This is a genomic window from Micromonospora sp. NPDC047527 (assembly GCF_040643015.1).
Classification (GTDB): Bacteria; Actinomycetota; Actinomycetes; order Mycobacteriales; family Micromonosporaceae; genus Micromonospora.
The window spans coordinates 406,182-428,952 of sequence record NZ_JBEYTK010000006.1 but is presented as its reverse complement, the minus strand read 5'-3'; the positions used below and the strand labels follow the sequence as shown (position 1 = coordinate 428,952).

General features: G+C 71.7%; 20 protein-coding genes. 4 read left to right on the top strand and 16 right to left on the bottom strand.

The genetic code is table 11. The annotated features are described in order from the left end of the window. Positions 1 to 91 precede the first annotated feature (91 nt). From ABZ808_RS24200 to ABZ808_RS24180, 5 genes are read right to left on the bottom strand one after another with little or no spacing between them, the layout of a single operon-like run. Positions 92 to 1,195, bottom strand: a complete 1,104-nt coding sequence (locus ABZ808_RS24200) for a branched-chain amino acid ABC transporter permease (protein WP_357010566.1) — start codon at positions 1,193 to 1,195, stop codon at positions 92 to 94. Next, complete coding sequence (locus tag ABZ808_RS24195; RefSeq protein ID WP_357010563.1) at positions 1,192 to 2,082, bottom strand: branched-chain amino acid ABC transporter permease; 891 nt, start codon at positions 2,080 to 2,082, stop codon at positions 1,192 to 1,194. Before ABZ808_RS24195 ends, ABZ808_RS24200 begins: the two co-directional genes overlap by 4 nt. Then, positions 2,082 to 2,855: an ABC transporter ATP-binding protein gene (locus ABZ808_RS24190; protein WP_357010560.1), complete on the bottom strand. Its 774-nt coding sequence runs from the start codon at positions 2,853 to 2,855 to the stop codon at positions 2,082 to 2,084. The genes ABZ808_RS24195 and ABZ808_RS24190 overlap by 1 nt, the downstream gene beginning before the upstream one ends. Beyond that, entirely contained in the window at positions 2,852 to 3,595 is a 744-nt protein-coding gene (locus ABZ808_RS24185; RefSeq protein ID WP_355027708.1) for an ABC transporter ATP-binding protein, read from the bottom strand. Before ABZ808_RS24185 ends, ABZ808_RS24190 begins: the two co-directional genes overlap by 4 nt. A 3-nt stretch (positions 3,596 to 3,598) precedes the next feature. Continuing rightward, the gene (locus ABZ808_RS24180; protein WP_357010557.1) at positions 3,599 to 4,798 is read right to left on the bottom strand and encodes a substrate-binding domain-containing protein; all 1,200 of its coding nucleotides are present in this window, start codon (positions 4,796 to 4,798) and stop codon (positions 3,599 to 3,601) included. A gap of 375 nt (positions 4,799 to 5,173) precedes the next feature. Between ABZ808_RS24180 and ABZ808_RS24175 the strand changes: the two genes are divergently transcribed. Together ABZ808_RS24175 and ABZ808_RS24170 are read left to right on the top strand one after the other, a co-directional pair. Then, on the top strand, positions 5,174 to 6,508 hold the full coding sequence (locus ABZ808_RS24175; protein WP_357010554.1) for a potassium transporter TrkG: 1,335 nt from the start codon (positions 5,174 to 5,176) through the stop codon (positions 6,506 to 6,508). 18 nt (positions 6,509 to 6,526) lie between these two features. Continuing rightward, positions 6,527 to 7,195, top strand: coding sequence for a TrkA family potassium uptake protein (locus ABZ808_RS24170; RefSeq protein ID WP_357010551.1), 669 nt, complete (start codon positions 6,527 to 6,529; stop codon positions 7,193 to 7,195). Between the two features lie 47 nt (positions 7,196 to 7,242). On the opposite strand, the gene ABZ808_RS24165 is transcribed toward ABZ808_RS24170, so the two are convergent. The 7 genes from ABZ808_RS24165 to ABZ808_RS24135 form a co-directional block, all read right to left on the bottom strand. Further along, entirely contained in the window at positions 7,243 to 8,868 is a 1,626-nt protein-coding gene (locus tag ABZ808_RS24165; protein ID WP_357010549.1) for a serine/threonine-protein kinase, read from the bottom strand. A 71-nt stretch (positions 8,869 to 8,939) separates the two neighbouring features. Continuing rightward, entirely contained in the window at positions 8,940 to 10,502 is a 1,563-nt protein-coding gene (locus ABZ808_RS24160; protein ID WP_357010547.1) for a fused MFS/spermidine synthase, read from the bottom strand. A 36-nt stretch (positions 10,503 to 10,538) separates the two neighbouring features. Then, positions 10,539 to 11,504: a hypothetical protein gene (locus ABZ808_RS24155; RefSeq protein ID WP_357010738.1), complete on the bottom strand. Its 966-nt coding sequence runs from the start codon at positions 11,502 to 11,504 to the stop codon at positions 10,539 to 10,541. Between the two features lie 244 nt (positions 11,505 to 11,748). Then, positions 11,749 to 12,558, bottom strand: a complete 810-nt coding sequence (locus ABZ808_RS24150; protein WP_357010545.1) for an inositol monophosphatase — start codon at positions 12,556 to 12,558, stop codon at positions 11,749 to 11,751. Next, positions 12,551 to 13,003, bottom strand: coding sequence for a response regulator (locus tag ABZ808_RS24145; RefSeq protein ID WP_278141818.1), 453 nt, complete (start codon positions 13,001 to 13,003; stop codon positions 12,551 to 12,553). The genes ABZ808_RS24150 and ABZ808_RS24145 overlap by 8 nt, the downstream gene beginning before the upstream one ends. Further along, entirely contained in the window at positions 13,000 to 14,724 is a 1,725-nt protein-coding gene (locus tag ABZ808_RS24140) for an ATP-binding protein (RefSeq protein ID WP_357010736.1), read from the bottom strand. The genes ABZ808_RS24145 and ABZ808_RS24140 overlap by 4 nt, the downstream gene beginning before the upstream one ends. Before the next feature lie 5 nt (positions 14,725 to 14,729). Continuing rightward, positions 14,730 to 15,974: a fused response regulator/phosphatase gene (locus tag ABZ808_RS24135; protein WP_357010543.1), complete on the bottom strand. Its 1,245-nt coding sequence runs from the start codon at positions 15,972 to 15,974 to the stop codon at positions 14,730 to 14,732. A gap of 333 nt (positions 15,975 to 16,307) precedes the next feature. On the opposite strand from ABZ808_RS24135, the gene ABZ808_RS24130 reads away from it, so the two are divergent. Continuing rightward, positions 16,308 to 18,626 (top strand): M28 family peptidase, encoded by a 2,319-nt coding sequence (locus tag ABZ808_RS24130; RefSeq protein ID WP_357010734.1) that lies wholly within the window; start codon positions 16,308 to 16,310, stop codon positions 18,624 to 18,626. A 46-nt stretch (positions 18,627 to 18,672) separates the two neighbouring features. Here ABZ808_RS24130 and ABZ808_RS24125 read toward each other — a convergent pair whose 3' ends face one another. Both ABZ808_RS24125 and ABZ808_RS24120 read right to left on the bottom strand, forming a co-directional pair. Beyond that, on the bottom strand, positions 18,673 to 19,614 hold the full coding sequence (locus tag ABZ808_RS24125; RefSeq protein ID WP_357010540.1) for a threonine/serine dehydratase: 942 nt from the start codon (positions 19,612 to 19,614) through the stop codon (positions 18,673 to 18,675). Between the two features lie 39 nt (positions 19,615 to 19,653). Next, the gene (locus ABZ808_RS24120) at positions 19,654 to 20,673 is read right to left on the bottom strand and encodes a hypothetical protein (RefSeq protein ID WP_357010732.1); all 1,020 of its coding nucleotides are present in this window, start codon (positions 20,671 to 20,673) and stop codon (positions 19,654 to 19,656) included. Between the two features lie 169 nt (positions 20,674 to 20,842). On the opposite strand from ABZ808_RS24120, the gene ABZ808_RS24115 reads away from it, so the two are divergent. Further along, positions 20,843 to 21,040, top strand: a complete 198-nt coding sequence (locus ABZ808_RS24115) for a hypothetical protein (protein ID WP_357010538.1) — start codon at positions 20,843 to 20,845, stop codon at positions 21,038 to 21,040. A gap of 215 nt (positions 21,041 to 21,255) precedes the next feature. On the opposite strand, the gene ABZ808_RS24110 is transcribed toward ABZ808_RS24115, so the two are convergent. Both ABZ808_RS24110 and ABZ808_RS24105 read right to left on the bottom strand, forming a co-directional pair. Beyond that, positions 21,256 to 21,993, bottom strand: a complete 738-nt coding sequence (locus tag ABZ808_RS24110) for a hypothetical protein (RefSeq protein WP_357010536.1) — start codon at positions 21,991 to 21,993, stop codon at positions 21,256 to 21,258. Between the two features lie 116 nt (positions 21,994 to 22,109). After that, positions 22,110 to 22,562: a hypothetical protein gene (locus ABZ808_RS24105; protein WP_357010533.1), complete on the bottom strand. Its 453-nt coding sequence runs from the start codon at positions 22,560 to 22,562 to the stop codon at positions 22,110 to 22,112. Between the last annotated feature and the right edge of the window lie 209 nt (positions 22,563 to 22,771).

The window sequence follows — 22,771 nt, the reverse complement described above, 5'->3', positions numbered from 1 at the left end:
CCCGAAAACCCCATCGATCATGAAGTTATCGCCGTCGACGTCGGCGTGTCGCGGCTATAACTTCATGATCAACGGGGTTGGGGTGGGGGGCCTAGGGGCGGGGGGTTTGGCGGAGGGCGCGGGTTAGGTGGGTTAGGCGGGGGGTCAGGCTTGTCAGGCCGCCGGGGAAGAAGTAGACCGCCAGGATGAAGACCGTGCCGAGGACGAACAGCGGCTGGCTCAGCGGGCGGCTGAGGAAGGCCGGCAGGTTGTCCACCGCGTCGCTCGTGCCGAACGCGGTGAGCCGGTGGTCCAGGTACATGTAGAGGACGCCGCCGAGCACCGGCCCCCACCTGGTGCCCGGCCCGCCGAGCACCACCATGACCAGCAGCGACAGGGTCAGCTCGGAGGACGTGATGTGCGGCGACGCGCCGCCGACGATCAGGACGTAGACCACCCCGCCCGCCGACGCCAACCCGCCGGCCAGGGTGAACGCCACCAGCTTGTAGCGGTACGGGTCCAGCCCGAGCACCCCGATCCGCCGCTCGTCGTCACGCAGCCCGGCGAGCACCCTGCCGGTGGGTGAACCGCTCACCCTGTGCACCACGAAGACCGCCAGGGTCAGGTACGCGAGCGCCAGCCAGTACAGGTTGACCGTGTTGGTCACTCCCACCAGCCCGGCGGGCAGCCCGGACACGTCCAGTGGCAGGCCCTCCTCGCCGCCGGTGAGCCCGCCGAAGTCCCGCGCCACCAGGATCGCCCCGACCTGGGCGAAGGCCAGCGTCACCATGGCGAACGCGATGCCGACGGTACGCAGCGCCACCGCGCCGAGCAGCGCGGCGAGGATGGTGCCGCCGGTGACGGTCAGCAGCGCCGCCTGCCACAGCGGCAGGCCGGCCCGGGTGATGAGGATGTCGGTGCCGTACACACCGGCGGCGAAATAGAGCGCGTGCCCGAAGGAGAGCATCCCGGTCCGGCCGAAGAGCAGGTCGTACCCGGCGGCCAGCCCACCGAAGATCAGGCAGATGGCGAGGATCTGCAGGGTGCCGGGTGAGTTGACCGGCCCCTCGAAGATCCCCGGAAGGGAGATCGTCGAGTACGGCAGGATCGCCAGCACGACCAGCGCGACCAGCGGCAGGAACGGGCGGACCCGGTGCACACGGCTTGGTTTCGGCGCGGTGGGTGCCGGTGCCGGGGTTACGTCGAGGAGCGTCATGCCGTTGCCACCTTTCCGGCGATGCCCTGCGGGCGCAGCAGCAGCACCACGGCCAGCAGACCGACCACACAGATGTCGCCCAGCCCGGACGTGCCGTAGTAGTTGACGAACTGCTGCACCAGCCCGACGACGACCGCCGCGTACGCGGAGCCGACCACCGAGCCCATCCCGCCGATCACCACCACGATGAACGCGAAGATCAGCAACGAGCCGCCCTGCCCGGGCGAGACCGTGCCGAAGTAGACCCCGCCCAACGCACCGGCGAGCGCGGCAGCCGCCCCACCGATCGCGAAGACCAGGGTGAACGCCTTGCGGACGTCGATGCCCAGCGCGGTCACCATCTCCCGGTTCTCCACACCGGCCCGGATCACCAGGCCGTACCGGGTCCAGCGCAGGAACGCCAGGATCGCGCCGAGCACCAGCACCGCCGCGATGATCAGCAGCAGGCCGCCGTTGGGCACCTGCGCGCCGAGGATCCCGGTCACCTCCCGGGTCCAGTCCGGACGGGGGAACGGCCGGGCGTCCGCGCCCCAGGTGGCCTGCAACAGCGCCACCCCGGCCAGCGACAGGCCGACGGTGACCAGCACCTGTTCGATGGTGCGGGAGTAGAGCGGGCGGATCAGCACCAACTCGACCAGGATCGCCACCAGCGTGCCGGCGGCCACCCCGAAGGCGACCGCGAGCACGAAGCCGAACCCGTCGCCACCGGCACCCGGCAGATTGCCCGCCGCCCACCAGGTGCCGTACGCGCCCACACCGAGGAACAGCCCGTGCGCGAAGTTGAGCACGTCGGCCAGGCCGAAGACCAGGGACAACCCGGAGGCGACCAGGAAGTACAGCGCCGCCAGGCCGAGCCCGGTCAACGCCAACAGGATCACGGTCCCCATCAGCGTGCGTCCTTCCCGGCCACCGGGGCCCGGTCCGGCCCGGTCGGGCGGTGCGCCTCGCCGGTGCCCACCCCGAGCAGCGACTTCGTCAGCGCCGTCTCGAGCAGCAACTCACGGGCGTCGCCGGTCCAGGCCACCTTGCCGGCGGCCAACACGACCGCGTCGCGGGCCAGCCGGCGTACCACTGCCAGGTTCTGCTCCACGAGCAGCACCGGCACCGACTCCGCGACCCGTTCCAGGACCTCGGCCACCTCGGTCACCACCTTCGGCGCCAACCCCTTGGTCGGCTCGTCGACCAGCAGCAGCCGGTTGTCGTTGAGCAGCACCCGACCGATCGCGAGCATCTGCTGCTGCCCGCCGGAGAGCGAACCGGCCCGTTGCCGTCCGCGCCGGTCCAGCTCCGGAAAGAGCGCGAAAACCTTGTCGTACGCCGGGCTGGTGCCGCGCCGCTCGGCGAGCCGCAGGTTCTCGGCGACGGTGAGCCCGGCGAACACGCACCGGTCCTCGGGCACGTAGCCCAGCCCACCGCGGACCAGCCGGTGGGTGGGGCGGGACAGCAGGCTCTGCGCGCCCATCCGGATGACGCCGCGCACCTCCCCGGCGGGCGGGGTGAGGCCGACTATCGCGCGCAGCGTGGTGGTCTTGCCGACGCCGTTGCGGCCGAGCAGGACTGTCACGCCGGTCGGGGCGACCGTGAAGGACAGCCCCTGGAGGATGTGCAGCCCGGAGATCCGGACCGACAGGTCCTCCACACTGAGGATGGGTTCACTCACAGCGACTCCCCGAGATACGCCTCTTGGACCGTGGGGTTGGCCATCACCGTCTCCGGGGTGTCGCAGGCCAGCAGCGCGCCGTGGTGCATGACGGCGATCCGGTCAGCCAACTCCAGGATGACGTCCATGTGGTGTTCGACCATCAACACCGCCCGGCCGCTGTCCCCGGTCAACGACTTGATCACCGCGACCAGCTCGGGGACGTCCTCGGCACTGACACCGGCCATCGGCTCGTCCAGCAGCATCACCCGTGGTTCACCGGCGAGCAGCAGGGCGATCTCCAGCTTGCGTTTCTCGCCGTGGGCCAGGGTGCCGGCGAGCGCCGTACCCCGGTGGGCGAGGCCGACCCGGTCGAGCGCCGCGTCGGCGGCGGCGGCCACCTCCCGGTCGGCCGCCGCCCGCCGCCACAGTGCCATCGAGCCCCCGCGGTGCGCCTGCACGGCGAGCCGGACGTTCTCCCGCACGCTGAGCGAACCGAAGACCGAGGACGCCTGGAAGGTACGGCCCAGGCCGAGGCGCGCCCGCCGGTGCGGCGGGAGCGCCCCGATGTCCTGCCCGTCCAGGGTGATCCGGCCCTCCGTGGCCCGGCGCAGGCCAGTGATCAGGTTGAACAGTGAGGTCTTGCCGGCGCCGTTCGGCCCGATCACGCCCAGGAACTCCCCGGGCGCCAGGTCGAGGTAGACGCTGTCGACGATGGCGACCTCACCGATCCGCCAGGTCAGACCGCGGGTGGCGAGCATGGGTCAGCCCTTCATGGCCACGGCCGGCGGTGCCGACTCGTCACCGGTGAGGCTCTTCTGCGCGGTGGCCGTGAAGGCGGTGCCGCTGCCGGTCAGCTTGGCCTGGTACATCGGCTGGAGCAGTGCGTGGTCCGCCGCCCGGATGGTCATCTTGCCCTTGACCCCGTCGAAGCTCCAGCCCTCCAGAGCGGTCACCATCTTGTCGGCGTCGTCCCCGCCCTCCTGCACGGCGCGGACCACCATCTGGGCGGCGGCGAAGCCGTCCGGGTGGAACAGGTCGACGGTGCCGACCTTGGCCTTCAGCGCCTTGCTCGCCTCGGTGTCGCTGGCACCGTCGAAGTAGTGCGACAGGAAGGAGATCTTCGCGCCGGCCGCGCCGAACGTCGGCCAGGAGGCCCGGATGTCGAGGCCGGTGACGACCGTCGTGGACGAGAGCACGCCCTGCTGGTCGAGGGTCTGCCACATGGCCGGGGCGGTCGTGCCGGCCCAGGCGACGAAGAGCAGGTCCGGCTTCGCGGTCTTGATCTGGCTGGCGAACGGCGTGAACTCGGTGGCACTGGCCGGCGCCCGGACGCTGCTGACGGTGGCGCCCGCGCCGCCGATGACCGCCTTGACGGCCGCCTCGTTGGCGTCGCCGAACGCGCCGTCCTGGGCGAAGACCACGACCTTCTTGCCGGTGGGGTCGCCGATGAACGACTTGGCGGTCACCACGTCCTGGTAGGACTGCCGGCCGGAGCGGAAGGTGTACTTGTTGGCGCCGGTCACCGCGTCGGTGGCGGCCGGCCCGGAGATGAACAGGACCTTGTTCTGCGCCGCGATCGGGGCGACCTGGAGCGCCACGCCGGAGGCGGTGGAACCGGCGATGATCTTCGTGCCCTTGCCGATCAGGTCCTTCGCGGCGGACACCGCCTTGGCGGGATCACCCGCGTCGTCGACCTCGGTCACCTCGATCGTGCGGTCACCGACCTTGCCGGTGCCCTGGGTGGCGAAGTCGAGCCCCGCCTTGAACCCTTCGATGTACTGCTTTCCGTAGCTGGCCAGCGCACCCGACTGGGAGTACACCAGGCCGACCTTGACCGGCGCGGCACTGTCGCCGCCGCCGGTGGCGGTGTCCTGCGGGCTGCCACAGGCCGTGGCGGCGAGCGCCGCGGCCATCATCGTGGCGGCGGAGAGGAACACCCGCCGCGTCGTCCGGACCGTCATTGCGACTCCACATGAGGACTCGGAGGGAGAGAACTTCTTCGTGACGGCTCACGCTAGAAGTGACGTCACCCACGAGCTATGTGGCGGAAACACACAAGTAACAGGAGGGGGGTGGCCGGCCCTGACAACACGGGCGCTGGGCACCGTGCCGCAGGGGGCCGCGATGGCCGCCACCTCCATGCTGGCGCGAATGCCGTGTCGCGTTCCGCCATCGCGTGCTCGATCGTGGATGTAGTGGCCTCGGGCGCACCCCGACACCGCTGTTTCCAGGATCGAGCGCGATCTTGAACCCGCCCGCGGACATGTCGCCGGCCCGGCGGACACCGGAATGAGCGTTCCTGCTCTCGACGGGGTGCGGAAAAGGAAGATTGTCTGGTGCGCCGGTTCTTCCGCAACCCCGTGCGGCTGGTGCCGTTCGCCTTCCTGGTGCCGATCCTGCTCGGCACCGGGCTGCTGACGGCGCGCTGGGCGACCGTCGACCACCAGCGACCGCCCCTGGTCACCGCGCTGTTCACCGCAACGTCGGCGGTGTCGGTCACCGGCATGGCGGTCACCGACACCCCCAACTACTGGTCCGGCTGGGGACTGCTGGTGATCACACTGCTCACCCAGCTCGGCGGTCTCGGCATCCTCACCGCAGCGGCGCTTGTCATCCTGGTGGTCTCCCGCCAGCTCGGGCTGCGCAACCGGCTGCTGGTGCAGGCCGAGACGGCGGAGTTCGGCATCGGTGACGTGGGCCGGTTGCTGCGCCGGATCGCGGTGACCGTCTTCGCCTGCGAGGCAGTGATGACCGCGGTGGTGGCCGGCCGGCTCTGGCTGGCCTACGACTACTCACCCGGGCGTGCCCTCTGGTCGGGCGTCTTCCATGCCGTCCAGGCGTTCAACAACGGGGGCTTCGCGCTCTACTCCGACGGCCTGCTGGCCTTCAGCCGCGACCCGTGGGTGTCGCTGCCGCTGGCGTTCGGCGCGATCGTCGGCGGGCTCGGGTTCCCGGCCCTGTTCGAGGCGGTCCGCGAGTGGCGTCAGCCGGCCCGCTGGGCGGTGGCGACCAAGCTGACCATCTGGGGCAGTGCCGTGCTGCTGCTGCTCGGCTTCGCCGGTCTGCTCGCCGCCGAGTGGACAAACGCCGAAACGATCGGCTCGTACGACGCCGGGGGCAAGGCGCTCGCGTCGTTCACCCAGATCGCGCTGAGCCGCACCGGCGGTTTCAGCGTGCTGGACATCAGCGCGTTGCAGGAGGAGAGCTACCCGCTGCTGATCGTGTTGATGTTCATCGGTGGTGGCAGCGCCAGCACGGCCGGCGGGATCAAGGTCTCCACCTTCTTCCTGCTCGGGTTCACCATCTGGGCGGAGCTGCGCGGCGAGCCCGACGTGACGGTCGGGCACCGCCGGGTGGCCACCGCCAGTCAGCGGCAGGCCATCACCGTGGCACTGCTCAGCGTCGCGCTGGTCACGGCCGGGACGATGGCGCTGCTGCTGCTCACCGAGGGCGTCCCCTTCGTCTCGGCCCTGTTCGAGATCACGTCCGCGTTCAGCACCACCGGTCTGACCGTCGGGCTGGCCGGCACGCTGCCGGCCAGCGGCCAACTGGCTCTGACCGTGCTGATGTTCATCGGTCGGGTCGGGCCGCTCACCCTCGGCTCGGCGATCGCCCTGAACACCCGGCATCGGCTCTACCGCTACCCCCAGGAGCAACCCGTTGTCGGCTAGCGATGAGGAGGGAACGAGGTGTCGGCTAGGCGTGCGGACGACGGCGGCGTCGTGGTGATCGGGCTGGGTCGGTTCGGCTCCCACCTGGCCGGGTCGCTGACCCGGATGAACCACGAGGTGCTGGCCATCGACCGGAGCCCGGAGCTGGTGCAGCGCTGGTCGGCGCAGCTCGACCGGGTGGTCCAGGCCGACGCGACCGAGCAGGGGGCGCTGGGGCAACTCGGCGTCGCCGGCTTCGGACGGGCCGTGGTGGCCATCGGGGCGTCGATGGAGGCCAGCGTGCTCACCGTGCTGGCGCTGGTCGAGCTGGGCGTGCCACAGGTCTGGGCGCGGGCCACCTCACAGAAGCACGCGAAGATCCTGTCATCGGTGGGCGCGCATCATGTGATCTTTCCGGAGGCGGAGACCGGCGAGCGGGTGGCGCACCTGATCGTCAGCCGGCTGCTCGACTTCGTCGAACTCGACGACGACTTCGCGATCGCCGCCGTCCGGGTGCCGGAGTCCCTGGTCGGTCGCACCCTGCTCGACCTGCGCCCGAACGACCGCTACGGCGTACGGGTGATCGGCGCCAAGATGCCGGGCGAGCGCTTCCAGTACGCGTCGGACAGCACCGCTCTCCCCCGGGACGGGGTGCTCGTCGTGGAGGGCGGGATCGACCAGGTGCAGCGGTTCGCGGGGCTCCGCTGAGGCTGCTCACTTCTTCCCGCCGCCCGGCCCCTTCCGTTCACCCTTTGTCACTTTTCCGCTTTTCCCGGGCCACCACCCGGCCCCTTCCCCTTGCCGGGCTTCTCGGGCTTCGGCGCGGCCTTCGGCGGCGCCTTGGGTGCGGTCTTCGTCGCGGCCTTCGCCGGAGTCTTCGCCTTGGGCGGCGACGTCTTGCTCGGCGGGGCGGTGGACGGTGCACTGCCGGCCACCCCGGAGACGCGTACCCCGCAGGTCGCGTCGCCGAGCCGGAACTCCACCGGCAGCGGGTTCGCCCCGCTGTACTTCCCCGTCAGGGTGAGCTTCTCGGCCGCACCCGGCGCCAGGGTGGCGCGCTGGGCCACGGGCCGGATCAGGACCGTGCTCCCCTGCTGGTCCACCGTGGTCGGCTCCGCCTTCGTCACCGTCTGCTGGCCCGGGAAGGTGAATTTCATCGTCCAGTCGCGCAGGTCGCGGTCGCCGGTGTTGGTCAGGGTCAGCTCGGCGGTGAAGTCCTTGCCGGAGTCCGTGCGCAGCGCGTACGCCACCTCGCACGGCGCGGCCTCCGGCAGGCCCATGCGAGCTTGGGTCGTGGGCCGCTCCTGCCCGTTGGCCGGGCTGCGCGAGGTGAGCCCCCACATCGCCCCGGTGACCGCGATCAGCCCGACGGCGGCCACCCCGGCCTCCACCCGCCGGCGCCGGCTCACCTGCCGGCCCCGGTTGCGGGTACGCGACAGCGGCAGCGCGTCCGTCTCCGCCGACCAGGGCAGGATCGTGGTGCCCGCGCTGGCCAGCGCGGCCGGATCCAGTGGGCCGGCCGGCGACACCGGCAGGGCCGCCAACATTCCGGCCGCCTCGGCCAGGGTCCGGGCCAGCTCGCCGGTGGCAGGCCGGTCGCCGGGCTGCTTGGCGAGGCAGCGGCGCACCAGGTCGGTCACCTCGTCGGGCAGCCCCGGCACCGTCGGCATCGGATCCGGGTCGCTGTACATGTGCGCCCGCAGCATCTGCGTGGTGGTGTTGGCCTCCCACGGCAGCCGGCCCGTGAGCATCCGGTAGAGCAGCAGCCCCACGGCGTACACGTCGGTGGCCGGGGAGACCTGGCCGTTGTCCAGCCGCTCCGGCGCCAGGTAGGCGGGCGTGCCCAGCAGTGTGCCGTCCGGCCCCTTCTCGCTCTCCCCCACCAGCGCGGAGATGCCGAAGTCGACCACCTTGACGCCGGTAGGGGTGAGCATGACGTTGCCCGGTGTGACGTCGCGGTGCACGACGCCACGGCTGTGCGCGGTGGCCAGCGCCGAGCTGACCTCGGCACCGATGGTCACCGCCTCGCGCCACGGCAGCTGCCCCTCCCGGCCCAGCCGAGCGGCCAGCGAACCGCCGTCGACCAGCTCCATCACCACGTACGGCACGGTCAGCCCGACCTGCTGGGACTCGCCGTAGTCGTACACGTTGGTGATGTTCGGGTGGCAGAGCCGCGCGGCGGCCTGCGCCTCGATCCGGATCCGGTGCCGGAAGGCCCGGTCGCTGGCCAGCCGGGAGGCCAGCACCTTCACCGCGACCTGGCGGCCGAGCACCTCGTCGTAGCCGCGCCAGACCACCGACATGCCGCCCGCGCCGAGCTGCTCGACCAGCCGGTACCGCTCATCGAGGAGTTGCGCACCGTTCCGATCCCCACCACCCATGGTGGCCGTTGTTGCCCGTACGCACCCGGACTACACCTGAAGGATCGGAATCGGTCACGAAGTTCACTCGTTCAGGCGGTCGCCAGCAGTTGGTCCACCGGGGCGTAGTCGTCGGTCAGCACGATCGCATCGCCGACGAAGTTCGTCAGCTCCGCGCCGGAGAGCAGGCTGACTGTCGGGTCAACCTGGTCCAGCCGGGCGCGGACGGCGGCCAGCGGCAGCGGCGCGTCGGAGCCGACGATGAGGAAATTGCTGCCCCGCTCCTCGGCGAGCGCCTCCGGTGGGGCGATCAACGCGACGTGCGTGAACTCGGCGGCGACCGTGGCCAGTTCGGCGCGGATGAACCGCAGCGGCGGGTAGTCGATGACGTTCTGCACGTACACCCCGCCGGGGCGGGCCACCCGCCGGACCTCGGCGGCCATCTCCCGGGTGGCCAGGTGCCAGGGCACCACGAGGTGCCCGAACGCGTCGCCGACGACCAGGTCCCGGCTGTCCGACGGCTCGCCGGCCACCAGCATCCGGGCGTCACCCACCACCGCCCGCAGGTCCGGCCCCGGGCGTACGCCCAGTTCCCGCTCGCCCAGCTCGACGAGCCCGCCGTCGATCTCGAAGACGACGTTCTCGGTGCCCGGCCGGGTGGCGGTCAGGTAGGTCGGCACGGTGAACCCGCCGCCGCCCAGGTGCAGCGCGTCCAGCCGCTGCCCGGCCGGCGCGACCACGTCGGCGACCGCGCCGATCCACTTCGTGTACGCGTACTGCAGGTGTTTCGGGTCGGCCAGGTCCACGTACGAGTGCTGGGCCGAGTTGAGCAGCAGCGTCCGTCCGCTGGGCCGGTCCGGGTCCGCGGTCACCCGGGCGCAGTGGTACGCCGTCTCGATGTCGCACGGGTTCGGCGCGACGGTGCTCAGCCCCGCCCCGATCAGGCCGAGCACGGCCAGCGCGGCCCGGGTGCGGGCCGGGCCGGGCAGCTCGGTGGGCTCCTGCCGGCGCAGGTACCAGCCGAGGCCGAGGCCGACCAGCCCGAGCGCGATCGCCAGTGCCAGCAGGATGACCGTGCTGCGCAGTGCGGCGACCAGCACGAAGCCGGTGAGCAGGGTGGCGGTGATGCCGCCCAGGGTGCCGATGCCGGACAGCCGGCCGACCACCTGGCCGGTGCGGCGCAGGTCGGCGAGCTGGAGCTTCACGACCAGCGGGGTGACCGCGGCCAGCAGCGCCGCCGGCACGAACACGGCGAGCGCCACCAGGATCAGGATGCCGCTGGCCGCGCCGCCGCGCAGCACCTCACCGGCGTAGCGGACGACGGGCAGGGTGACCGCAGTGGCGATGCCGGCCAGCACCAGCGCCGGCGCCAGCAGACCACGTGGGTTGCGCCGGTCGGCCAGCCAACCACCGGACCACGCCCCGTACGCGATCGCGGCCAGCGCGATGCCGATGACCGAGCTGGTCACCTGGAGGGTCACCCCGACATAGGGGCCGACCAGGCGGAGCGCGACGGTTTCCAGCACCAGCACGGCGCCGCTGGAGAAGAAGACGAGGAACGCGGCCAGGCCGTTGGGCAGTGCCCGGCCGATGACCGGCGCGGACGGGGACGAGGGGGCCGGCGGGGCCGCTACGTCGGACGGTGGGGAGCTCATCGTCGCGATGGTACGCAGCGAAGCTGATGCTCCGGGTCAGTACATCGAGAGATGAACATGGTTCGTGTGGGACGCGGCGGGACTGCCGCTGCCACTGTAGGCACGCCACCCCGTGCCGGGATGCCAGATCTGCCTGTACCAGATCACGTAGAGCACGCCGAGCCGGTCGGCGTTGCGCACGTGCCAGGCGGCCAGGCTGTCCCCGTACGCCTTGTCGCCGCCTGTCGCGTTGCGATCCTCGAAGCCGTTCGTGGCTGCCGCGAAGTCGCAGGCCCGACCCTTCGGGTGCTCACCGCCGCCACCGCTGCGCTTGCAGGAGACGTGCCGCTTGTAGCCGGCCGCCTGGGTCTGCTTGAGCGCGTTGAGGGTGCGCGGGGTGATGCAGCCGGAGGTGGTCGGGTCCTTCACCGAGCAGGACTCCGACGGCCAGGATCCGTCGGAGTTGCGGGGCGCCGGCTTCGCCGAGGCGGAGCTGCCGCCGCTGAAACCGTTGCTGCTGCCCGAGCTGACCTCGGCGAGCGCCGCCTCGGCCTCCTTCTTCTTCTTCGCCATCACGGCGAGCTGTTTCTGCTGCTCGCGGACCTCGGTGTCGATGGCGACCTTGGCCTGCTGCGCCTGCTGCCGGGCGTCAACGAGATCACGCAGCCGCTTGCTGTCCCGCTGGGCCATCAGGTCGAGGTCGCTCGCGCGTTCCAGGAACGCCTGCGGCGTGGCGGTGTTGAGCAGCATCGACGCCGGGGTCAGCCGGCCGACACGGTACGACTGCGCGGCCACCTCGCCAACCTGGGCGGTGAGCCCGACCAGCCGAGCCTCGATCGTCGTCAGCTCACCGGTGAGCGCCGTCTGCCGGCGCTTGGAGTTGTCCAGTTTCGCCTTGGCCTCGATGTGCCCCTTGGCGGTCGACTCCAACGCGTCCCGCAGCTTCTTACTGCCGCCCTCGTCGGGCTCCGCGTACGCGGGCACGGCGGTGCCGCCGAGCACCAGCGCGACGGCGGCGAGCATAGCGAGCAGGGCGCGGCGACCGAGCCGCGGGCTGAGCCTGGTCCTGGGCACCAAAGCGTCCTTCCGTCGACCGCCGGCCCCCGGTGAACCACTGTGCGGCGGCGTCCCCGCCGGCGCCGGTCGGCGGCCTGCTGGCGGAGACCGTCGGTCACGATACCGGACTGTAGGCCGGTGACCAGCCCCCGGAACTCCGGGCCGCACCGATGTCGACGGAGCGTCCCAACGCCGTCGCGCAGTGCGCGGATCAGGAGCCGAGAAGGGCTTCGTGGACCTCGGCCCAGACCTGCTCGTTCGCCGCGACGAGCAGACCCCGGCCGTCGTCGGCGGGGTGGTAGTCGACGCCGTCGAACCGGCGGGCGACGCCACCGGCCGCGCGGACCAGCAGGGTGCCCGGGGCATGGTCCCACGGCAGGGTGCGCCAGAAGAGGGCGAACTGCTGCTCACCGGTGAGGATGTCCAGATACTCCCGGCCGGCGCAGTGCTGGCCGGGCAGCAGCTCACCGAGCCGCCGGCCGCCGGCGCGGACCCGGTCCCGGGTCTCCGGCGGCAGGAACCGGGTCATCGCCGCGCCCCGCAGGTCGCCCACTTGTGGCACCGATGCGGCGGTGCCCACCGGCCGACCGTTGAGCAGGGTGCCGTCCTCGGCCCGGCCGGCGGCCAGCGTCTCGGCCAGCGGATCGAGGATCCAGCCGGCGGTCGGACGGCCGTCGGTCAGCAACGACACCATCAGGGCGAACGGGCGCCGACCGGCGGCGAAGTTGGCGGTGCCGTCGACCGGGTCGACCAGCCACACGTCCCCGCCGTCGCGCAGGTGCCGCAGCAACCCCGGGTCGTCGGCGACGCCCTCCTCGCCGACGACCTTCGAGCCCGGCCGCAGCTGGCGCAGGCCGGCCGAGAGCAGTTCCTCGGCCCGGCGGTCGGCGACGGTGACGATCTCACCGGGCGCCTTCTCCGACACGTCAGACTCGTCAAGTTTGCGGAACAGCGGCAGCACGACCTGGTCGGCGGCCTCCAGGAGCAGGTCTCCGACGTCGTCGAGCAGGGTGTCAGCCACGCGGCGGCAACTTGACCACGCTGACGAAGAACTCGTCGATCTGGCGGACCACGGAGATGAAGCGTTCGAAATCCACCGGCTTGGTCACGTAGGCGTTGGCGTGCAGCTGGTAGCTGCGCAGGATGTCCTCGTCGGCCTGCGAGGTGGTGAGCACGACCACCGGGATCCGGCGCAGCTCCTCGTCCTTCTTGATCTCTTCGAGCACCTCCCGGCCGTCCCGGCGGGGCAGGTTGAGGTCGAGCAGGATCAGGTCGGGCGCCACCGCGTCGGCGTACTGACCCTCCTGCCGCAGGTAGGCGAGCGCCTCGGCGCCGTCGGAGACGACGGTCAGCCGGTTGCGCAGCTTGTGCTCCTCGAACGCCTCCTGGGTCATCAACACGTCACCCGGATCGTCCTCCACGAGCAGGACCTCGATCGGGCTCTTGCCGTCCGCCGGCGCGGTCATCCCACCGTCTCCCTCATGTCACCCGTTCTACCGCTTTCCGGAGACCCGTCGGCCCGGTCCGGCCGGTCCGGCCCGGCGGACTGCTCCGGCGGGGCGGCCGGCGACTCGTCCGAGGGGGTCGTCTCCGCCGCGGCGATCGCCTCCGGCTGGTCCGCCGGGTCGGCGGCAACGGCCGCCTCCACGTCCTCGGGCCGCGCCGGCAGGGTGAACCGGATCGCCGTCCCCTCCGGCACATCGGTGTCCACCCACACCCGGCCACCGTGATATTCCACGATCTTCTTGACGATCGCCAACCCGATGCCGGTGCCCGGGTACGCGTCCTTCGAGTGCAGCCGCTGGAAGATCACGAAGATCTTGTCGGCGAACTCCGGCTCGATACCGATGCCGTTGTCCTGGCAGCTGACCTCCCACTCGCCGTCGACGAGGCGAGCCGAGATGTGCACCTTCGGCGGCACGTCCGGACGGCGGAACTTGATCGAGTTGCTGACCAGGTTCGCCAGCAGGTTGGTGAGCAGCGGCTCCTCACCCCGGATCACCGGCATCTCGGTCCAGGTCAGCTCGGCGTCGGCGTACTGCCGGGCAGCCTCGGTCTGACCGGCCACGTCACCCATCACCTTGTTCAGGTCGACGTCGACGAAGCCGGTGGTGAGCCGGCCGATCCGGGAGAACGCGAGCAGGTCGTTGATCAGGCGCTGCATCCGCTGCGCGCCGTCCACCGCGAAGGCGATGTACTGGTCGGCCCGCTCGTCGAGTTGCCCCGAGTAGCGGCGCTGGAGCAGTTGGCAGAAGCTGGCGACCTTTCGCAGCGGCTCCTGAAGGTCGTGCGAGGCCACGTACGCGAACTGCTCCAGGTCGCGGTTGGACCGGGTCAACTCCTCGGCCTGCTTCTGGAGCTGGCTGTTGACCCACTCGATGCGCTCGCGGGCCTCCCGCACCTCGGCCAGGTCGGAGGCGATCTTCTGGCGCATCGCGTCCACGTCCCTGCTGAGCTGGATGAACTCCGGCGGGCCGACGGCGGCGATGCGGTGCTGGTAGTCGCCCTCGGCGACCTCCCGGACCTGGCTGGCGAGCCCGATCAACGGCCGGATCACCATCCGGTCCAGGGACAGCAGCAGAATCGAGCCGGCGATGACCACCACCAGCGCGGCGACGATCAACAGCACGACCAGCAGGTTGCTGCTGCGGCGCACGTCTCCGGCGGACTGCTCCCGGGCGGTCAGGATCTCCTCCTGGAGATCGCCGACCGCGGACCGCAACTCGTCGAACTGCTGCCGGGCCTCGTCGGTGACCAACGCCTGGCCGGCGCTGGTGCCCCGCTCCTCGGTGGCGGTGATCACCGGCTCCGCCACCGACTGCCGCCACCGCTCGGTACGCTCCTCGACCACCCGCAGCTCCTGCCCGATCTGCGGGTAGTCGTCGAGCAGCGTCCGCATCGAGGCGATGGTGTCCCGCTCCTGGTCGAGCCCTTCCTGGTACGGGCCCAGGTCGGCCGGGTCACCGCTCACCGCGTACCCGCGGACTGCGGTCTCCTGGTCGAGCAGCGCGTTGAGCAGTTCCTGCGACTGCACCCGCAGCGGGGCGGTCTTGTTCAGGATCGCGTCGATCTGGGTGCGGTTGCGGGCGGCCACCGCCGCCTCCGCGCCGGCCAGGCCGATCAGCAGCAGGCCCACGACGACGAGCATGGTCATGACCCGGCGGCGCAGACTCCAGCCGCCGACCATCGGCTTCACCGGCCATCACCCCGGCTGACCAGCAGCATGGCCACGTCGTCGGCGAGCGGACCACCGTTGAGCTGCTCGGCCCGGCCCACCAGCCAGGCCGGCAGCTCGGGCAGCGGCACCTGGCGGTTGGCCGGCTCGTCGAGCAGCCCGCCCAGACCCGGCACGTCGAGCCGCTCGTCGCTCGCGCCCACCCGCCCCTCGATCAGGCCGTCGGTATACATCAACAGGGACCAGTCATCGGTGTCGAACTCCAGGTCGTAGGCGATCGGCCGGCGGGGGCGTACCCCCAGCAGCAGGCCACCGGGCGCGGGCACCGGGGTGACCCGGCCACCGGAGAGCAGCAGCGGCGGCGGGTGCCCGGCGAGCCGGACGGTGGCCCGGTTGGCGTCCAGGTCGAGCCGGGTGGTGGCCACCGTCGCGAAGATCTCCTGAAGCCGGCGCTCACTCATCAGCACCTGCTCCAGCGCGGGCAGCACCTCGTCGTCGGGCACCCCGGCGAGCACCAGGGCGCGCCAGGCAACCCGCAGCTCCACGCCGAGCGCGGCCTCGTCCACCCCGTGCCCGCAGACGTCCCCGACGATCAGGTCGAGACGGTCGGGATGGGTCTGCACCACATCGAAGAAGTCCCCACCGATCAGCGCGGCATGCCGGCCGGGTCGATAGAAGGTGTGCACGGCCACCTGGTCGGTCGTCATCAGCGGCTGGGGCAGCAGGCCACGTTCGAGTCGGGCCGACTCGGCCTGGCGCAGCTCGACCTCACGCAGCCGGCGGGCGTTGACGTCGGCGCGCTTGCGCTCCACCGCGTAGCGCAGCGCCCGGGTCAGCAGCACGCCGTCCACCTGACCCTTGACCAGGTAGTCCTGTGCGCCCTCGGCGACCGCCACGATGCCGAGATGTTCGTCGGAACGGCCGGTCAGGACGCAGACCGCCGCGCCGCTGGACATCTCCAGCACCTGGCGCAGCCCGTCCAGCCCCTGCGCGTCGGGCAGGCCCAGATCCAGCAGGACGCAGTCGACGTTCGTGATCTGCTGCCGCGCCTCGCTGAGGCTGGTGGCGACCAACAGGTCGATCATCGAGTTCGTCTCGGCGAGCAGCTCACCGACGAGGAAGGCGTCGCCCTCGTCGTCCTCCACCAGCAGCACCCGCAACCGCTCACCGGGCGGCAGGTTGGCGTGTCGCCCCAGGCCACCGTGCGGGTACGGCACGACGGGGGAACCGGCCAGGCCGGCTCCCCGCTGCGGCCGGGTCACCGCCGCGAGACGCGGGAGTTCGCTGGTGATGTCGGGCTCCTTCCGAGTGCCCCGCTGATCCTGTATTAGACAACGGTCGCACACAACACGACGGGCGCGGCACGGGCGGGGATGGGCCGGGTCACTGCTCGCCGACGGGCCGGCGATCGATGGACGTCCGGGTGTGCCGTCCCATGGTGGCGGAGGGCAGGATGGTGCCACCCCAGGCACCACCACCATCGAGGAGTTCCCGTGGGCGCACCCCCCACCCCTGCCACGGCGGGCACACCGGTCCGTCCGGGTCCGGGCGTACCCGCTGCCGATCGTGCGCTGGCCCGACCGCGCCGGCGGCTCGTGGCCGCCGCTGCGGCGCTGGTCGCGCTGGTCGCCGTCGGCGCCGGCAGCCTGCTCGACCTGCGCACCCCGGCCCCGGCGCCGGCCGACGCGCCGGCGGGTGAGTTCAGCGCCAGCCGGGCGTACGAGGACGTGCAGGTGATCGCCGCCCGGCCGCACGTCGCCGGCAGCCCGGCCAACGACCAGGTCCGCGCGCATCTTGAGCAGCGGCTACGCGGGCTGGGCCTGGAGACCGAGGTGCAGGACACCGTGGCACCGGAGGCGGGCCAGCTCAGCGGGGCGGCGGGCGGTGCGACCCTGGCCCGCGTCCGCAACGTGGTGGCCCGGCTGCCCGGCACCGACCCGACTGGCCGGGTCTTCCTGGTCTCGCACTACGACTCGGTGCAGACCGGGCCGGGTGGCAACGACGACGCGGCCGGCACCTCGACCATCCTGGAGGTGGCCCGCGCGCTGACCACCGGCCCCCGGCCCCGCAACGACATCGTCTTCGTGCTGACCGACGCCGAGGAGGCGTGCCTCTGCGGCGCGGCGGCGTTCGCCGCCAGCCATCCGCTCGCCGCCGACGGCGGGGTGGTGCTCAACCTGGAGGCGCGCGGGTCCACCGGGCCAGTGATCATGTTCGAGACGTCCCGGAACAACGCGAAGCTGGTGGACGTCTTCGGCCGGGCCGCCCCGCACCCGGTCGGCACCTCGTTCGCGGTGGAGATCTACCGGGCGCTGCCCAACGACACCGACTTCACCGCGTTCCTGGACCAGAAGTTCGTCGGGTTGAACTCGGCGTACATCGACGGCGGCGCGATCTACCACACGCCGCTGGACACCCCGGCGTCGATCGACCAGGGCAGCCTCCAGCAGCACGGGGACAACGCGCTGGGTCTGGCCCGGGAGTTCGGCCGCACCGACCTGACCGACCTGCGCTCCGGCCAGGACGCCACCTACTTCCCGGTCCCCGGCGGGCTGGTCCGCTATCCCGGCTGGCTCACCCTGCCGCTGGCCCTGCTGGCGGTGCTCGCGGTGGCCGCGCTGGGCTGGCTGACCCGCCGGAGTGGCCGGGCCAGCACCGGCCGGCTGGCCGCCGGGTTCGGGCTGGCCCTGGTGCCGATTGTGGCCGCGCCGGTCGCCGCGCAGCTGCTCTGGCTGGCGATCACCACGATCCGTCCGGGGTACGCCGAGCTGCTCGACCCGTACCGACCGATCTGGTATCGGTTGGCCGTGCTGGCGCTCGCCGCCGCCATCCTGTTCACCTGGTACGCGCTGACCCGCCGCCGGATCGGCCCGGCCGCGCTCGCGGTCGGCGGGCTGGCCTGGCTCGCCCTGCTCGGGGTGCTGCTCGCCGTGGCGGTGCCCGGCGGGGCGTACCTCACCACCCTGCCGGCCCTGGCCGGCGCCCTCGGCGGGCTGGTCGCGCTGCGGACCCGGCAGACCGGGCCGTGGCCCGTGGTGGCGGTGACCGCCGCCGCCGCAGTCGGTGTGGTCATCCTGCTGCCCACCGTGGTGCTGCTCTTCCCCGCGCTCGGCATGGCGATGGGCGGGGTCGCCGCGCTGGTCGCGGTGCTGCTCGGCCTGACCGCCCTGCCGGTGGTCGACCTGCTGCACCCGCAGGCCGGCGGCCAACGTGGGATGCGGGCGCTGCGGGCCCGGCGGCTCGCCGTGCTGCCGGCCGGTGCCGCCGCCCTGGCGGCGGTGGTGCTCGCCGGGGTCGGGCTGGTCGTGGACCGCTTCGACGCCGAGCACCCCGCGCCAACCCACCTGATGTACGCCATGGACGCCGGCACCGGCCAGGCCCGCTGGCTCAGCCACGAGAGCGGTCCGCAGCCGTGGACCGCCGGCTACGTGGACGGGTTGACAAGCGTCGAGGACGACTTCCCCGGGCTCGGCGACGGTGAGCTGCGGGCCGGGCCGGCGGCGGCGGCGAACCTGCCGGCGCCGAAGCTGGAGGTACTGGCCGACAGCACCTCCGGTGCCGAGCGCACGTTGCGGCTGCGGCTCACCCCGCAGCGGGCGGTCCGGCTCGCCACCCTGCACGTCGACGCGTCGACCGCCACGGTGCTGCGGGCCGAGGTCGCCGGCCGTTCGGTGCCGGTGGAGCCCCGGGAGGGGAAGTGGGGCTTCGGGCTGGTGTTCCACGCCCCACCGACAGAGGGCTTCGAGGTCACCCTGACCGTGCGCCCGAACGGCGGGCAGGTGGCGCTGCGGGCCATGGACGCGAGCGACGGGCTGGACGCGCTGCCCGGGTTCCGCCCCCGGCCGCCGGACGTCGGCGTCGTCGGGTCGCACAGCTCCGAGATGCTGGCCGTCGCCCGCACCTACCCCATCTGACGGACGGGCCGATGGTCCGGCGGGGGTTGCTCCCCGCCGGACCTGGTCAGTGCGGCGCGGCCGGGCCCAGGTCACTCGGGTCGGTGTTGCCACCGCAGATGATCACCGCCACCCGCTCCCCCGCCTGCGGCACGTACGCGCCACCGACCAACGCGGCCAGCGCGGTGGCACCGCCCAGCTCGGCGGCGACCCGCAGCTCCGACCAGAGCAGCCGGCGGGCCCGCACCAGATCCTCGTCGCGCACCAGGACCGACTCCACCGCGGTACGGCGAGCGGTGTCGAAGGCGATCTCGCCGATCCGCCGGGCACCCAACGAGTCCGTGGCGATGCCGCCCACCTCGATGTCGACCGGTCCGCCCGCCTTCAGAGCGGAGTGCAGCGTGGGGATCTGCTCGGGCTCGACGGCGACGACGCGTACCGACCCGTCGAACCAACTGGCGATGCCGGACACCAGACCGCCGCCGCCAACCGCCACCAGCACGGTGTCGATCCCGTCCACCTGCCGTTCCAGCTCCCGGCCGACGGTGCCCTGACCGGCCACCACCTCCGGCTGGTCGTACGCGTGCACGACCAACGCGCCGGTCTCGTCAGCCCGCTGGGTGCTCGCCGCCAACGCCTCGGCGTAGTGCTGACCCACCTGCCGCACCTGGGCACCCAGCCCAGCCAACCGCTGCACCTTGACCGGCGAGGAGGTCACCGGCACGAAGACCTCCGCCGGTACGCCCAGCGCGCGGGCCGCGTACGCGACCGCGAGGCCATGGTTGCCCCCAGAGGCGGCGATCACCCCCGCCGACGGCAGCGGCCCCTGGAGCATCCGGTTGAACGCGCCACGCGGCTTGAACGAGCCGGTGTGCTGGTGCAGCTCCAGCTTGAGGCTGAGCTGCCCGGGCACGCCCAGGTCGACGCCGTCGACGGCGATGACCGGGGTTTCCCGAACCCGCCCCTGCACCAGCGCGGCAGCCGCCTCGACGTCGCTTCTGTTCACCATGGGAAACGCCCTTCATTACGACCGTCCTCGGTGATCATCCTAGGGAGCGGCGAGGATGGCACCCTGGTCGGCGGCACGCCGCAACCGGCGGTGCTCGGCGGTCACCACCCCCAGCAGGGCCAGGTCGATCGCGACCACGGCGACCGCACTGAACTGGTTGACCGTGAAGTTGAAGATCTGCCCGAACAGCAGGTCGACGAGCAGTGCGAGCTTGAACAGTCGGAACGCGTCGAGCCGGCTCCGGCGCAGCAGCCACGCCGCCCGCAGACTGAGCACCGCTGTGACCAGCGCGGTGGCGGTGACACCGAGCACCGCGCCCCACTCGCGCTCCTGGTCCAGCTCTCCGGTCACACCGTCCAGCAGCACCCCCACCACGATCAGCACCGGCTCCACCACCAGGTAGACCACCACCAGCCAGACCAGCCAGCGCTGCCGGGTCGCCCAGGCGGCGAGACGCCGGGCCCGGTCCGCCGCCCGCTGCCAGAACCGGACCGGGGGCGGCTCGCGTCGGGGCACCGCGTCCAGCAAATGCTCCACGGCCGCCTCGGCGGCAGGCCCGGTGCCCCGCACGAGACGCCGCACGTCCGCCCGGCGCCGGTCGGTCAGCCCGGCGGGCAGACCGCTGAGCACCACGTCCAGCGCGTTGGCCGTACGCTCGGCCGGGGTCAACTGCGATCGGCCGGTACGCCCGCGTACCGCCTGGGTGAGCAGGACGAGCAGCGCGAACGCGACGTAGATGATGGCGGCCGCCGGGGCGTAGAAGTAGTCGGTGCCGGTGGTGACGAACTTGCCCACCTCGTCGATGAACAGGCCAAAACCGACGCCGCCGACGATCGCCCCGGCGGTGCGTGGCCCTTCGCCCAGGAAGACCAGCGGGATCCCCAGGCCGACCGCGAGCAGCAGGCCACCCCAGAGCACGTGCGCGATGTGCAGCCCGCCGCCGCCGAGCTGCGGATAGTCGGCAGCCTCCAGGTACGCCCGCACGGCCAGCACCGTGACCACGCCGGAGAGCACGAACGCCTGGAGGTGGGACGCCGCCTCGACCGCCCGGGTCGGCAGCCGACGCACCAGCCAACCGACGCCGGGGCGGTGGCGCGAAGGTCCAGGAGACATGCTCCGAAACCTAGTAGCCACCCACTCCTCGCGGACGTGGTCCCGGTCGACCCGGCGACGCCAGCGCATCACGCCGAGGGCTGACGCTGCTCGCGCGATGTCGGATACTTCGGCCATGACGCTGTCAGCGCCACTCCCCGCCCTCGCCGAGACGGGCAGGGCCGACCCCGGCACCGCGTTCCTGGTGCTGGCCGGTCTCACGATGCTCACGGTGCTGGTGTCCCGCACCCGGATCCGCTCGTCGACCCTGGTGGGAACGCTGAGCGCGGTGCTGCCACTGGCCGTGTGCGACGTCCTCGCCGCGAGCCTCTGACCCCATCGGGTGGATGCTGGCCGTCAGCGCGATCAGGTAGCCACCTGACCACTGGCGGCGGAGAACGTCGCGCCCATCGCAACGTTCGCCAGCTCCGCGGGCAGACGAACGTCGACCCTCGGAAGCTAGATCGACTCTTACTTCGATCCGGTCTACGGAGATGGAAGATGGTGTCGCCGTCATGAACGCATTGCGCCTCCGGGGCTGGCTGTGGCCTACCCGGTGGCTAGCCGCCATGCCGCATAGGCAACCCCGATGAGCAGCGCGGCTGCTAACGCGAGCCGGAACAACGAAAGAGTTCCCGTCAACTCGCTATTCAGCGACTCCACCGTGCCGGGGAGCTCCGGTATCGAGGAAGGTCGGAATACCAACGCACCGACACGCCCCTCAGGCACCGGGAAGGAGTTCCGGACTCGTCGCCCCGAATTCCCGTTGCGACGCGGCACCCAAGCCACGACGTTAACGGCGCCGGCTGGAACTGCGACGTCGTACGGATCCCACCCAGGCAACCGATACTCGACGTCCTCCACTGCGACGATCGGCGCGACGTCGTCGGATAAGGCGTCGTCGTCGAGCCACCACTGCGGCTTGACCGGAATGACCCGCAGCACGCCTTGCCCCGATGCGATCGGAACCGTGACAGGAGCAGCCTCCTTCGCAGTCAGGTCGCGCACCACGTCCGGGCTGAGCGCCTTGTTGCGCACGAAGAACAACTTCGCGGCCAGGCTCGGCCCCAACACGGCCGTGAGAAGGAGCAGCGTGACGAGCAGCGCACCGCCGAACGCGAGATAGAACCCGATCATGGCCAACAGTCGGCCGACAAGCCAGCTATCGCGAAAGTGCTCGGCAAGCACCAAGAGGCCGATCGCCCACCCATCGAAGACGACGACAACGACCAGCATGTGGACGGCAGTGCTGGCGAGAGCCTTCGGATAGCGCCGGACGGCTTCCACGCCCTCGACCCTAACGACAGTCGACAACGCGCCCCGCGACCAGCAGCACAGTCGACCGCGGGCAGTAGGAGGCCAGGTCGAGCGAGTAGGGCACGAACTAATGCGCCGAGGTGTAGCTACTGTGCGCCTCCGGTGTTCTTCTTCTGCGCGGCCAGCAGCTCGCGGGCCTCGGCCAGCAGTTCGCGCAGCTCGTCGCGGTCGCGTCGGCTCCGCATGCGGCTGCGGTCCTGCGGGCTGGCGCGTCCCAGACCGAGAGCGTCGGCGGTCTCCTGAGACACACGCGTGCGGACCAGATTGCCGACGTGGTACCGGGTGGAGGTCTGGGTGGTCTTCCGCTCGTCGGGGCTGTAGCCAGCCTGGGCGTACAGCTCGCGTACGGCGTACCGGTACAACCCGGTGCGCCCGGTCCAGTCAGGGTCTCCGGACGTGGTCAGGTAGTGCTCGCGCAGGTCGACCATCTGCTCGGCGAGGTCGCGCAGCAGGATCGTGCGGCGCTCACCTGTGGTTTGACGCGCAGCACGGAGGATGCGCAGGATTTCGCGCTCGATCTGCTGCTTAGAGGCGGCCATATCGCTAGAATACGCGCGCGCGTGAGTGCAAAAGGCAACCGACAGCAGCGTAAACAGCCCCTGACCGCCTGCTGTCCCGGGGGTCACGTGGCAATGCGGGGCTGCTGCTGGACTCTCTGGTACTCCGCGAGGGTGCCGTCAGCGAGGGCCGCGCCGGCAATCCGCGGCTGTCATGGCCGGACACAGATCCGGCACAACCGAGCGCGAGT

Excerpts from the sequence above, each read along its gene's own strand:
- ABZ808_RS24200 (WP_357010566.1), bottom strand. The coding sequence starts at position 1,195 with ATGACGCTCCTCGACGTAACCCCGGCACCGGCACCCACCGCGCCGAAA.
- ABZ808_RS24195 (WP_357010563.1), bottom strand. The coding sequence starts at position 2,082 with ATGGGGACCGTGATCCTGTTGGCGTTGACCGGGCTCGGCCTGGCGGCG.
- ABZ808_RS24185 (WP_355027708.1), bottom strand. The coding sequence starts at position 3,595 with ATGCTCGCCACCCGCGGTCTGACCTGGCGGATCGGTGAGGTCGCCATC.
- ABZ808_RS24180 (WP_357010557.1), bottom strand. The coding sequence starts at position 4,798 with ATGACGGTCCGGACGACGCGGCGGGTGTTCCTCTCCGCCGCCACGATG.
- ABZ808_RS24165 (WP_357010549.1), bottom strand. The coding sequence starts at position 8,868 with ATGGGTGGTGGGGATCGGAACGGTGCGCAACTCCTCGATGAGCGGTAC.
- ABZ808_RS24160 (WP_357010547.1), bottom strand. The coding sequence starts at position 10,502 with ATGAGCTCCCCACCGTCCGACGTAGCGGCCCCGCCGGCCCCCTCGTCC.
- ABZ808_RS24155 (WP_357010738.1), bottom strand. The coding sequence starts at position 11,504 with ATGCTCGCCGCCGTCGCGCTGGTGCTCGGCGGCACCGCCGTGCCCGCG.
- ABZ808_RS24145 (WP_278141818.1), bottom strand. The coding sequence starts at position 13,003 with ATGACCGCGCCGGCGGACGGCAAGAGCCCGATCGAGGTCCTGCTCGTG.
- ABZ808_RS24140 (WP_357010736.1), bottom strand. The coding sequence starts at position 14,724 with ATGGTCGGCGGCTGGAGTCTGCGCCGCCGGGTCATGACCATGCTCGTC.
- ABZ808_RS24125 (WP_357010540.1), bottom strand. The coding sequence starts at position 19,614 with ATGGTGAACAGAAGCGACGTCGAGGCGGCTGCCGCGCTGGTGCAGGGG.
- ABZ808_RS24115 (WP_357010538.1), top strand. The coding sequence starts at position 20,843 with ATGACGCTGTCAGCGCCACTCCCCGCCCTCGCCGAGACGGGCAGGGCC.
- ABZ808_RS24105 (WP_357010533.1), bottom strand. The coding sequence starts at position 22,562 with ATGGCCGCCTCTAAGCAGCAGATCGAGCGCGAAATCCTGCGCATCCTC.